Source organism: Streptomyces sp. NRRL F-5126 (assembly GCF_000721265.1).
Classification (GTDB): domain Bacteria; phylum Actinomycetota; class Actinomycetes; order Streptomycetales; family Streptomycetaceae; genus Streptomyces.
This window is the reverse complement of sequence record NZ_JOFZ01000006.1, coordinates 521,931-533,570: the sequence shown is the minus strand read 5'-3', so window position 1 is coordinate 533,570 and position 11,640 is coordinate 521,931. Positions and strand designations below refer to the sequence as shown.

General features: G+C 72.3%; 13 protein-coding genes. 8 read left to right on the top strand and 5 right to left on the bottom strand.

Going from position 1 to position 11,640, the window contains the following annotated elements; translation table 11 throughout:
* Positions 1-16 precede the first annotated feature (16 nt).
* The 7 genes from map to rplQ all read left to right on the top strand — a co-directional run bounded on the left by map (position 17) and on the right by rplQ (position 4,395).
* Positions 17-853 (top strand): type I methionyl aminopeptidase, encoded by an 837-nt coding sequence (gene map / locus IH48_RS0115320; protein ID WP_030903825.1) that lies wholly within the window; start codon positions 17-19, stop codon positions 851-853.
* A 272-nt stretch (positions 854-1,125) separates the two neighbouring features.
* Entirely contained in the window at positions 1,126-1,347 is a 222-nt protein-coding gene (gene infA, locus IH48_RS0115315; protein WP_003956442.1) for a translation initiation factor IF-1, read from the top strand.
* A 57-nt stretch (positions 1,348-1,404) separates the two neighbouring features.
* Complete coding sequence (rpmJ, locus tag IH48_RS0115310; RefSeq protein WP_030903823.1) at positions 1,405-1,518, top strand: 50S ribosomal protein L36; 114 nt, start codon at positions 1,405-1,407, stop codon at positions 1,516-1,518.
* Positions 1,519-1,697: 179 nt separating this feature from the next.
* Positions 1,698-2,078 carry a 30S ribosomal protein S13 gene (gene rpsM, locus IH48_RS0115305; RefSeq protein WP_030903822.1) on the top strand — a complete coding sequence of 127 codons (381 nt, stop codon included), beginning with the start codon at positions 1,698-1,700 and terminating at the stop codon, positions 2,076-2,078.
* A 79-nt stretch (positions 2,079-2,157) separates the two neighbouring features.
* Positions 2,158-2,562 carry a 30S ribosomal protein S11 gene (gene rpsK / locus IH48_RS0115300; RefSeq protein ID WP_003948617.1) on the top strand — a complete coding sequence of 135 codons (405 nt, stop codon included), beginning with the start codon at positions 2,158-2,160 and terminating at the stop codon, positions 2,560-2,562.
* Between the two features lie 116 nt (positions 2,563-2,678).
* Positions 2,679-3,701, top strand: coding sequence for a DNA-directed RNA polymerase subunit alpha (locus IH48_RS0115295; RefSeq protein WP_030903820.1), 1,023 nt, complete (start codon positions 2,679-2,681; stop codon positions 3,699-3,701).
* A 184-nt stretch (positions 3,702-3,885) separates the two neighbouring features.
* Entirely contained in the window at positions 3,886-4,395 is a 510-nt protein-coding gene (gene rplQ, locus IH48_RS0115290; RefSeq protein WP_030903818.1) for a 50S ribosomal protein L17, read from the top strand.
* A 104-nt stretch (positions 4,396-4,499) separates the two neighbouring features.
* On the opposite strand, the gene IH48_RS0115285 is transcribed toward rplQ, so the two are convergent.
* Entirely contained in the window at positions 4,500-5,408 is a 909-nt protein-coding gene (locus tag IH48_RS0115285) for a UTP--glucose-1-phosphate uridylyltransferase (RefSeq protein ID WP_030903816.1), read from the bottom strand.
* A gap of 193 nt (positions 5,409-5,601) precedes the next feature.
* Here IH48_RS0115285 and truA point away from each other — a divergent pair, with 193 nt between their 5' ends.
* Positions 5,602-6,471, top strand: a complete 870-nt coding sequence (gene truA, locus IH48_RS0115280; RefSeq protein ID WP_051839807.1) for a tRNA pseudouridine(38-40) synthase TruA — start codon at positions 5,602-5,604, stop codon at positions 6,469-6,471.
* Between the two features lie 493 nt (positions 6,472-6,964).
* Here truA and IH48_RS0115275 read toward each other — a convergent pair whose 3' ends face one another.
* The 4 genes from IH48_RS0115275 to IH48_RS0115260 form a co-directional block, all read right to left on the bottom strand.
* On the bottom strand, positions 6,965-8,614 hold the full coding sequence (locus IH48_RS0115275) for a GMC family oxidoreductase (RefSeq protein WP_234434255.1): 1,650 nt from the start codon (positions 8,612-8,614) through the stop codon (positions 6,965-6,967).
* A 127-nt stretch (positions 8,615-8,741) separates the two neighbouring features.
* Positions 8,742-9,572 carry an ammonia-dependent NAD(+) synthetase gene (gene nadE / locus IH48_RS0115270; protein WP_030903810.1) on the bottom strand — a complete coding sequence of 277 codons (831 nt, stop codon included), beginning with the start codon at positions 9,570-9,572 and terminating at the stop codon, positions 8,742-8,744.
* A gap of 436 nt (positions 9,573-10,008) precedes the next feature.
* Positions 10,009-11,049 carry a hypothetical protein gene (locus tag IH48_RS0115265; protein ID WP_420705488.1) on the bottom strand — a complete coding sequence of 347 codons (1,041 nt, stop codon included), beginning with the start codon at positions 11,047-11,049 and terminating at the stop codon, positions 10,009-10,011.
* Between the two features lie 9 nt (positions 11,050-11,058).
* A complete protein-coding gene (locus IH48_RS0115260; protein WP_051839805.1) occupies positions 11,059-11,529 on the bottom strand; it encodes a winged helix-turn-helix transcriptional regulator in 471 nt (156 codons plus the stop codon).
* Positions 11,530-11,640: the final 111 nt, after the last annotated feature.

The window sequence follows — 11,640 nt, the reverse complement described above, 5'->3', positions numbered from 1 at the left end:
AGGCGCAGGAACGGACATGGTGGAGATCAAGACCCCTGGGCAGATCGCGAAGATGCGCGAGGCGGGGCTGGTCGTCGCCGCGATCCACGCGGCGACCGCGCAGGCCGCGGTGCCGGGCGCCACCACCAGGGACCTGGACCAGGTCGCGCGCAAGGTGCTCGCCGAGCACGGCGCGAAGCCGAACTTCCTCGGGTACGGCGGCTTCCCCGCCACGATCTGCACGTCGGTGAACGACGTGGTGGTGCACGGCATCCCCGACGACGAGACCGTCCTGAAGGACGGCGACATCATCTCCGTCGACGCGGGCGCCATCGTGGACGGCTGGCACGGCGACGCGGCGTACACGGCGTTCGTCGGCAGCGGCCACTCGCCTGAGCTCGTCGAGCTCTCCCGGGTGACCGAGGAGTCGATGTGGGCCGGCATCGCGGCGATGCGCGGCGGCAACCGCCTCGTCGACGTGTCGCGCGCGATCGAGTCGTACATCCGCCGCCAGCCGAAGCCGGGCGGCGGCAAGTACGGGATCATCGAGGACTACGGCGGCCACGGCATCGGCACGGCCATGCACATGGACCCGCACCTGCTGAACTACGTGTCGCGCGGGCGCGGCAAGGGCCCGCGCCTTGTGCCGGGCTTCTGCCTCGCGATCGAGCCGATGGTCTCGCTCGGCACGCCGAAGACGGAGGTCATGCCCGACGAGTGGACGGTCGTTACGCTCGACCGCACCTGGTCGTCGCACTGGGAGCACTCGATCGCGCTGACGGAGGAGGGCCCGCTGGTCCTGACCGCCGTCGACGGCGGCCGCGCGAAGCTCGCGGAGCTCGGCGTCACGGCCGCCCCCGACCCGCTGGCGTAGCGGTCGTCGCCCCTGGGGTGCGGGCCCGGCCCGCAACGGGTACGGCGCCCATGCTGGACGGGGTCGGCAGGCGGCCTGCCGCAGGCGGTCACCTGTACCGCCACCCGCGGCGGTGAGCGGCACGGGGCTTAGGGATCTCTCCCCCTGGGCAGACTGAACGGATTCGTCTTTTCGAGGGCCCTGCCGTAGACTGACGCGTCGGCTCTGGTGCGCCCGTGTGTCCGCGCACGGCGGCCGGAATCGATCAAGGCAGCCGATTCGAAGGGCGAAGCGTGGCCAAGAAGCAAGGTGCCATCGAAATTGAGGGCACCGTGATCGAGTCCCTCCCGAACGCCATGTTCAAGGTGGAACTCCAGAACGGTCACAAAGTCCTCGCGCACATCAGCGGCAAGATGCGGATGCACTACATCCGTATCCTCCCGGATGACCGGGTCGTCGTGGAGCTCTCCCCGTACGACCTGACGCGCGGCCGGATCGTCTACCGATACAAGTAGATCTTGCGGGTCCCTGTTCGCAGGGGCGCCCGCACTGACCCGGAGAACCTCAATCCCATGAAGGTCAAGCCGAGCGTCAAGAAGATCTGCGACAAGTGCAAGGTGATCCGCCGTAACGGCCGGGTCATGGTCATCTGCGACAACCTGCGCCACAAGCAGCGCCAGGGCTGACGCGGACCCTCGTCCGTACGCACTTCTCGCACGTCTTCGCGCGACGCACAGCATCCCCAGTAGAAACGCAGAGCCCAGGGCCCATAGCGGGACCCTGACACCTCCGGCGGAGGCCGGAGACCCGGGCGCCACCCGGGAGCGGCACTGCGGCAGACCTCCGCATCCATCAGGAGCCATGAATGGCACGCCTCGCAGGCGTTGACCTCCCGCGCGAGAAGCGCGTCGAGGTCGCCCTCACCTACGTCTTCGGCATCGGGCGCACCCGTGCCCAGGAGACGCTCGCCGCCACCGGCGTCAGCCCCGACGTCCGCGTCCGCGATCTCGCCGAGGAAGACCTCGTCAAGATCCGCGAGTACGTCGACGCCAACCTCAAGACCGAGGGTGACCTCCGTCGCGAGATCGCCGCCGACATCCGCCGCAAGGTGGAGATCGGCTGCTACCAGGGCATCCGTCACCGCCGTGGCCTGCCCGTGCACGGTCAGCGCACGAGCACGAACGCGCGTACCCGCAAGGGCCCGCGTCGCGCCATCGCCGGCAAGAAGAAGCCGGGCAAGAAGTAGTCCGCAGCAGGACACCACGCTTCACCAGCGGTCTTCGCTGTAGGACCGACCACCTCCCCTCCGTAGGAGAACACCCGACATGCCCCCTAAGGGACGTCAGGGCGCTGCCAAGAAGGTGCGCCGCAAGGAAAAGAAGAACGTCGCTCACGGCCACGCGCACATCAAGAGCACGTTCAACAACACCATCGTCTCGATCACGGACCCCACGGGCAACGTGATCTCCTGGGCCTCCGCCGGCCACGTCGGCTTCAAGGGCTCGCGCAAGTCGACCCCCTTCGCCGCGCAGATGGCCGCCGAGTCGGCCGCCCGCCGCGCGCAGGAGCACGGCATGCGCAAGGTGGACGTCTTCGTCAAGGGCCCCGGCTCCGGCCGTGAGACCGCGATCCGCTCCCTCCAGGCCACGGGCCTCGAGGTGGGTTCGATCCAGGACGTGACGCCGACCCCGCACAACGGCTGCCGTCCGCCCAAGCGCCGCCGCGTCTGACGCGGGCAGCACCACCGGGTACGGGCGGGTACGGCGCGTTCGCGCCGGCTCGCCCGTACCCTTGGCAGTACTGAAGGGCGTCAAATAGCGGGCGCCCCCAACAGAAGGACTGACCCATGCTTATCGCTCAGCGTCCGTCGCTGACCGAAGAGGTCGTCGACGAGTACCGCTCCCGGTTCGTCATCGAGCCGCTGGAGCCGGGCTTCGGCTACACCCTCGGCAACTCGCTCCGCCGCACGCTCCTCTCGTCGATCCCCGGTGCCGCGGTCACCAGCATCCGGATCGACGGCGTCCTGCACGAGTTCACCACCGTGCCGGGCGTCAAGGACGACGTCACGGACCTCATCCTCAACATCAAGCAGCTCGTCGTCTCCTCGGAGCACGACGAGCCCGTCGTGATGTACCTGCGCAAGCAGGGCCCCGGCCTGGTCACCGCGGCGGACATCGCGCCGCCCGCCGGCGTCGAGGTGCACAACCCCGACCTGGTGCTCGCCACGCTGAACGCCAAGGGCAAGCTGGAGATGGAGCTGACCGTCGAGCGCGGCCGCGGCTACGTCTCCGCCGTCCAGAACAAGCAGGTGGGCCAGGAGATCGGCCGCATCCCGGTCGACTCCATCTACTCGCCCGTGCTGAAGGTCACGTACAAGGTCGAGGCCACGCGTGTCGAGCAGCGCACCGACTTCGACAAGCTGATCGTCGACGTCGAGACCAAGCAGGCCATGCGGCCGCGCGACGCCATGGCGTCCGCGGGCAAGACGCTGGTCGAGCTGTTCGGCCTGGCCCGCGAGCTCAACATCGACGCCGAGGGCATCGACATGGGCCCGTCGCCGACGGACGCGGCGCTCGCCGCCGACCTGGCGCTGCCGATCGAGGAGCTGGAGCTCACGGTCCGCTCGTACAACTGCCTCAAGCGCGAGGGCATCCACTCGGTGGGCGAGCTCGTCGCCCGCTCCGAGGCGGACCTGCTCGACATCCGCAACTTCGGCGCGAAGTCGATCGACGAGGTCAAGGCGAAGCTGGCCGGCATGGGCCTGGCGCTCAAGGACAGCCCGCCCGGATTCGACCCGACCGCCGCCGCCGACGCGTTCGGCGCGGAGGACGACGCGGACGCCGGGTTCGTGGAGACCGAGCAGTACTGAGTGCGGACCGGTGCCGCGCGGCCATGATCGGCCGCGCGGCACCGCCGTGCTCGCGGCGTCACGGGGCGGCGTGCTGAACGCCGCACGCCGTACGCCGCACACACGAAGCCTCCGGCGGGCGACCGCTCGCCGGACCTGACACCGGTACCTGACACGGCCGGTGCAGACCGATAGGAGAACCACCATGCCGAGGCCCACCAAGGGTGCCCGACTGGGCGGCAGCGCCGCGCACGAGAAGCTGCTCCTCGCGAACCTCGCGAAGTCGCTCTTCGAGCACGGCCGCATCACCACGACCGAGGCGAAGGCCCGCCGCCTGCGTCCGGTCGCGGAGCGCCTGATCACCAAGGCGAAGAAGGGCGACATCCACAACCGTCGCCTGGTGCTGCGCACGATCACCGACAAGAGCGTCGTCCACACGCTCTTCGCCGAGATCGGCCCGCGCTACGAGAACCGCCCGGGTGGCTACACCCGGATCACCAAGATCGGCAACCGCAGGGGCGACAACGCGCCCATGGCGGTCATCGAGCTGGTGGAGGCCCTGACCGTCGCCCAGCAGGCGACGGGCGAGGCCGAGGCCGCGACGAAGCGCGCGGTCAAGGAGGACAGCGCCAAGAAGGACGCCGCTGCCGAGGCCGCTCCGGCCGAGGACGCGAAGTCCGAGGAGGCCGCCTCCTCCGAGGACGAGGCGAAGTAGGCCCCGTCCTGCCCCGTGCCCGGCTTCCGGGCTCGCGGGAAGGGCTCGCGAGAAGGCCCGTACCCACTGCGTGAGCAGCGGGTACGGGCCTTCCGCCGTTCATCTCACGGGGTCGGCGCGACGCCGTCCGGGTCCTGCGTCAGGCCGCGCAGCAGAGGCCCGTACTCCGGGTGCGACAGGGCGCTCGCGAACTGGGCGACCAGGTAGTCGGCGGGGTTGCCGGTGTCGTACCAGCGCCCCTGGATGACCTGCCCGTACACGGCCCGGGTCGCCGCGTAGGCGTTGATCGCGTCGGTCAGGTAGATCTCGCCCGTCCTGTGCTCGTACCAGCGCTTCGTCTGCTCCCGCAGCTCCTCCACGATGGCCGGCGTGATGACGTAGCCGCCGATCGCGGCGAACAGGGACGGCGCGTCCTCCGGGGCGGGCTTCTCGACCAGGCCCGTGATGCGCAACTGCCCCTCGCCCAGATCCTCCTTGACGACGGGGACGCCGTAGCGCCCCGAGTCGGCGGCACGCATCGGCAGCAGCGCGAGGACCGGGCAGTTCGTGGCCTCGTACGCGTGGATCAGCTGCTGGGCGCGCGGCACGTCGGCGACGAAGACGTCGTCGGGCCACAGCACCAGCATCGGCTCGTCGCCGAAGTTGCGTGCGGCGTTCAGCACGGGCGTGCCGTTGCCGTACGGGCCGTGCTGGTCGAGGTAGGTGATGTGGCCCGACCTGGACAGCTCGCCGACCTCCTCGACGGCGTCCGCGTAGGCGGCCTTGCCGTCGGCGCGCAACTGCGCGACCAGGGCGGGGTTGGGGCGGAAGTGGTCCTGGATGAGGTTCTTGCCGCCCGAGACGACGATGGTGATGTCGGTGATGCCGGAGGCCACCAGTTCGCGCACCGTGTGCTCGATCACCGGCTTGTCGCCGACCGGGAGCATCTCCTTCGGGATGGCCTTGGTCAGCGGCAGCAGGCGGGAGCCGAGGCCGGCTGCGGGGATCACTGCCCTGCGGATGGTGGTCTCCATGGGGTGGTGGTCTCCTGTTTCGGTACGTACGTTCTGGTGGGATGACCGTACCGCCCCGGGTTGTCGGGACGCTGTGCGGGAGGCCGTACGCATGGGCCGGGAGCCTGGGAGTATGGGCCGTGTGAGCGGTCTGAACGGTCTGAACGGTGTCGACGGTTTGAGTGGTGTGGATGGTCCACGTGGTGCGCGCGGGGTGGGCGCCGATCCCGCGGACGGCGAGGGCCCTGCGCCCGGGTTCGTGCGGGTGCGGCTCGACCTCTCCTACGACGGGGCCGGCTTCTCCGGCTGGGCGAAGCAGACCGCGCGGCGCACGGTGCAGGGCGAGATCGAGGACGCACTGCGCACGGTGACGAGGTCGGCCGGGACGTGGGACCTGACGGTCGCGGGACGCACCGACGCGGGCGTCCACGCGCGCGGTCAGGTGGCGCACGTCGACCTTCCTCAGACGCTGTGGGAGGCCCACGAGGACAAGCTCCTGCGGCGGCTCGCGGGGCGGCTGCCGCACGACGTACGGGTGTGGCGGGCGCGGCCCGCGCCCGCCGGGTTCAACGCACGGTTCTCGGCGGTGTGGCGCCGCTACGCGTACCGGGTCACCGACCACCCGGGCGGGGTGGACCCGCTGCTGCGCGGCCACGTGCTGTGGCACGACTGGACACTCGACGTCGAGGCCATGAACGAGGCGTCGGCGCGTCTTGTGGGCGAGCACGACTTCGCCGCGTTCTGCAAGCGGCGCGAGGGCGCGACGACGATCCGCACGCTCCAGCGTCTCGACTGGACGCGCGGCGGTGACGGCGTCGTCACGGCGACGGTCAGGGCGGACGCCTTCTGCCACAACATGGTGCGCTCGCTGGTGGGCGCGCTGCTGTTCGTCGGCGACGGACACCGCGGCCCGGAGTGGCCGGCGAAGGTACTCGCGGCGGGCGTCCGCGACTCGGCGGTGCACGTCGTACGTCCGCACGGCCTGACGCTCGAGGAGGTGGGCTACCCGCCGGACGATCAACTGGCGGCCCGCAACCGCGAGGCCCGCAACAGGCGCACGCTGCCGGGCGCAGGCTGCTGCTAGGCCCCCCGGGCGGAGCCCGCGCCCTGCGTCCCGCCCGCTGCGGTCCGCCCTTGGCGGGCATGAGCGGCCCGCCGCCCGTCGGTCCGGCGCCGGGCCGGCTGCGGGCGGCGTTCGACGGCACACGGCCGGTGGCCGGATCTGCGGGTCGCTGATTCTGCCCTGCCGGGGCGGCGAGCGGTTGGCCGCTGGGCTTCCGGCGCCGCGCCGGATTCGCTTGCCCGCGGGCCGGCCCGGTTGCCGTCTTCCGGGCCGGTGACCGGCGGCCGCCGGGGGTCGCGATCGGTGAGCCGCCGAGGTCTCCGGGCCGCTTGCCGGGTCGCGCTGGGCGCGGCATCTCTGGGGCGGGCCCCGGTGGCGGCCTTCCGGGTCCGTAACCGGCGGGTCGCCGGGCCCTGGTGCCGCCGCCTCCGGGGCCGTGCCGAGTTCGGTGTCCGCGGTGTGGCGCCGGGGCGCCGCCTTCCCCGCTTCCGGGCCCGGGCGGGCGGGCGCGGGGTCAGTGGGCCAGCAGGTCCGAGGCGCGTTCCGCTATCGCGTAGACCGTCGCTTCCGCGTTGGCGGAGACGATCGTCGGCATCACGGACGCGTCCGCCACGCGCAGGCCGTCCACGCCGCGCACCCGCAACTCCGTGTCGACGACAGCCCCCGCGTCCGTGTCCGTGCCGATCGCGCAGGTGCCGGCGTAGTCGTGCGCGCTGTGCAGGTTGCTGCGGAGGTAGGCGCGCAGCCCCTCCTCGTCCGCGATGTCGCGGCCCGGCAGCTCCTCCTCGCCGCGCCACAGCGCCAGCGCGGGCGCCATGCCGATCTCGCGCGCCGCGCGCAGCCCCGCCGTCATCAGGCCGAGGTCGTGGTGGTCGGCGTAGTAGCACGGGTCGATGGACGGCGGGGTGGCCGGGTCCGCGTCCGCGAGGCGCACCGTGCCGCGGCTGTAAGGGGACAGCAGTGCGACCGTGATCGTGTACCCGGCGCCAGGTCCCGGCCCGGGCAGGCCTGCGGCGCGCACGGGGAGGTCGGCGATCCCGAGCTGGAGGTCGGGTGCGGTGCAGGTCGTCGCGCGGGGGTCGCTGCGCATCAGGCCCTGCACCTCGGCATGGTTGTTCTCCGACTCGGGCACCGGCCGGGCCGAGCGGTGGACGACACCCGAGACGACGTGGTCCTGGAGGTTGCAACCGACGCCCGGCAGATCGAGGTGTGCGGTGATCCCGACGTCCTGGAGATGCTCCCGCGGTCCGAGCCCCGACGACATCAGCAGCCTCGGCGACCCCACGGCGCCCGCCGTGAGCACGACCTCGCCGCCCGGGGAGCAGCGCGCCGTGTGCGAGGACGCGTGTCGCGGCGCGTCCTCGGCAGGCGTCTCGTCCGCCACCGTGTAGGCGACGCCCGTGCACCGCGGTGACGTGCCCGTCTCGTCCAGCAGCAGGCGCTGCACGAACGCGTCCGTGATCACCCGCATGTTCGCGCGCTCGCCGAGCACCGGACGCAGGTACGCGCGGGCCGCGTCCTGCCGTGCGCCGTCCGCGATGGCGAGGTCCGCCCAGCCGAACCCCGTCTCCAGGCCCGCGGCCAGGTCACACGCCCGGGGGTGGCCCGCCTGCACCGCCGCCGCGAGGAACGCCTGGGCGAGCGGGTGGCGGTGGCGGCGCGCCGCCGGGGCGACGCGCAGCGGGCCGTCCGTGCCGCGCGAGGCGGGGTCGCGGCGGCGGACCCCGGTGACGTTCTCGCTGCGTTTGAAGTACGGCAGGAGGTCGTCGTAGCCCCACCCCTTGGCGCCGCCCGCAGTCCACGCGTCGCAGCCGGACCTGTGGCCGCGCAGGAACGTCATCCCGCCGATCGCGGACGAACCGCCGAGTCCGCGGCCGCGCGGCCAGGGGATGGGCGAGCCGCCGGTGTTCTGCGGGACGGTCGTGCCGCCCCAGTCGGCCGCCGTGCCGAGGAGGGACGGCCACGCGGCCGGCGCGGGGACCGGCTCGGCGGGCACCGGCCGCCCGGCCTCCAGGAGCAGCACGCGGTGGGTGCGGTCCTCGGAGAGGCGCCGCGCCAGGACGCATCCGGCCGTGCCCGCCCCGACGACGATGTACTCGTACGTCTCGGGGGTTGCGTCCTGCTTCTGCTTCCGCTGCTGCCGCTGGCTCTGCTTCTCGGGCACCGCTGATCGACCTCCCGACATGTCCCATGGCGCCGGCCGGGTGTGCAACGGGTTGCCCGTTTCGCGGCAGAACAAACCTCGTGAAGGCTGATCTTTCGGGTCATTCCGGGCGGCGGTCGCCGCCCGCTCAGGGTGCGGTGGGCAACTGCCGCTTGTGCTCGGTCGAGTGGTAGCGGCGGACGATCGACTCGAAGGCCGCCTCGCTGACGGGCTTGCCCTCAAGGAAGTCGTCGATCTCGTCGTACGTCACCCCGAGGGCGTCCTCGTCGAGCTTGCCGGGGGCGAGGGTCTCCAGGTCGGCCGTCGGCTTCTTGGCCACCAGCTCGGCGGGTGCGCCGAGCGTCTGCGCCACGGCACGCACCCGGCGCTTGGTCAGCCCCGTCAGCGGCACGACGTCGGCGGCGCCGTCCCCGTACTTCGTGAAGAAGCCGGAGACCGCCTCGGCCGCGTGGTCCGTGCCCACGACCAGGCCGTGGTGCGCGCCCGCGACGGCGTACTGGGCGATCATGCGCTGCCGTGCCTTGGTGTTGCCCTGGACGAAGTCCTGGTGGTGCTCGTCGCGGAAGGTCGCACCGCTGTCGAGCAGCGCGGCCAGCATGGCGTCGCTCGCGGCCTTCACGTCCACGGTCAGGACGCGGTCGGGCTTGATGAACCCGAGCGCGAGCTGGGCGTCCTTCTCGTCCGCCTGAACCCCGTACGGCAGGCGCATGGCGTAGAACGTCGCGTCGTGCCCGGCGCCGCGCGCCCGCTCCACCGCGAGCTGGCACAGCCGGCCCGCGGTCGTGGAGTCCACGCCGCCGCTGATGCCGAGCACCAGGGACTTGAGCCCCGTCGAGGTCAGCCGCTCGGCCAGGAACGCCACGCGGCGCTCGATCTCCTGCTCGGGGTCGAAGCTCGCGGACACCTGGAGAGTCCGGGCGATCTCCTGCTGCACGGTGCTGGGCGCCGGGTCTGTCACGGGGGCTCCTCGTGGAAGGTCGTGGTGGCGTCGGCCTCGGCGTTCGCCTCGGCGCCGGCCTTGGCGTTGGCGTTGCCGGGGAGCGGACGGCACGGCGGCGGGCCTCCGCCCTCCCGACTCTATGCCGCGCGGCGGCTCGGTCGCCGATGAGGGGCGGCCGCGCGGCTCGCGGGCCCAGCGGGCGCGGCCGTGGCCTCCGAGCCCGGTGCTCATGCCTCGGGCCCGCGCGACTGGTGGCCCCGTGGCTCGGCGATCCGGTGGCTGCCCGCAGCCTGCGGCTGCGTGTACCGAGCGGCTGCGCGCTCGGGCGGCCCCGGGCCAAGGTCGGCCCCGGGCCAAGGTCGGCCCCGGGCCAAGGTCGGCCCCGGGCCAAGGTCGGCCCCGGCCAAGGGCGGCCCCGGCGCCCGGGCCGCGGCGCCGGACTCCGTCGGCGCGCCTACCCGTTCCGGGACGCCGCGGCCGCCGAAGCCTGGGCCTGGCCGCGTGCCGCGATCTGGCGGAACGCGAACTCCGCGATGTCGTCGCCCGCCGTGAACACCTGCTTGTCCTTCGACGTCACCGCGCGGCGCGTCTCGAAGCCGCCGACAGTGAAGTAGGCGTACCTCCCGTATGAGTTGGCCGTCGTGCGGCACACCGTCACCCGGCAGAACGTCGGCACGCCGGCGCCGGACAGCGACGCGACGCCGCCCTGGGCCGACTGCTTCTTCACCGCGAGGGCCTCGGCCTCCTTGTCGAAGACCGCGACGCCGACCGTGACCGCCACCCCGTCCCTGCTGTAGGTGGCGCGGAAGACCTGCGTGCAGCCGTGCGCGGTGAGGGAGGCGCCGAGGGCGCCCTGCGTCGCGGCGGCGCAACTGCCGGTGGCGGCCGTGGCGTCCTTGACGTACGTGCGGTTCCCTATCGTCAGCTTCTTGCCGGGGAACAGCGTCGCCGCGCTGAGCGGCGCCTTGTCCTTGGCGGCGCTGTCGATGAAGTCCTTGGGGTCAGGCGGCGGCTTCGGAGCGACGGACGAGAACGACGGCTGCTGCGAGGCGGACGGCTCGGGCAGCGGCGGCAGCGCCTGCGTGCCGCCGGGCGCCGGGCTGCCGGACGCGCTCGCGTCAGCGTCACCGTTGCCGGCGGAGACGACGGCGGTCGCGACGATGGCTCCGACCGCGCACGTCGCGAGGGCGATCCCGCCGATCATGAACCACCGCTTGCGCCGCCCCTGCGCGGCGGACGCGTCGGCCATGGCCGACCAGTCGGGTGTCGAGGACGACGCCTGGGCGTACGGCGCCTGCTGCGCCTGCTGCCCCGCCGCCCCGGGCATGTCCTGACCGTGGCCGTACGCGGGCCCGAACGGGTCCGGCTGCCCGCCGTACCCACTCTGACCACCTTGACCACCCTGACCGGCCTGCCCGCTCTGCCCGCCGTACGGGTTCTCGTCCCGCGGCTCCCCTTCGCCGCCCCACCGGGGCGCCCCCTGCCCGAAGCTCATGCCGCGAGTTTACGGCCTGGCGCGAGTCACGGGAGGGCCCGGCGGGCGCAAGGGACTTGGCCCCTGGGGGGCCTCCGGCGGCTGCGCGCGCGCGTCGTACGCGGCGCGTGCGTCGTCGATACGGGCGAGGTGCGCGACGCTCCATTCGAGCAGCGGCATGCTGGCCTCGCGCAGGGTGACACCCATCTCGGTCAGCTCGTAGCTGACGTGCGGCGGCATCACCTGGTGGACGGTCCGCGTCAGGATGCCGTCGCGCTCCAGGCCGCGCAGCTTCACCGTCAGCACGCGCTGGCTGATGCCGTCGATGTTCTTCTTCAACTCGGTGAAGCGGCGCGGCCCGTTCCTGAGGTTGCGCACGATCAGCAGCGACCACTTGTCGCCGACGATGCCGAGCACCACCCGGGTCCGGCATCCGGTGCTGTCCTGACTGTCCTGACTGTTCTGGCTGCTCCGACTGCCCCGACCGTCGGACGGGTTCATGGTTACCTCCAGAGAACCGGGTCACCGAAAAGTGCCTTATTGCCCGTGATGCGCCGTCGTACAAGCATGGCTTGCGGTACTCAAACAGTACCGAGGTACGAATCGTAACCG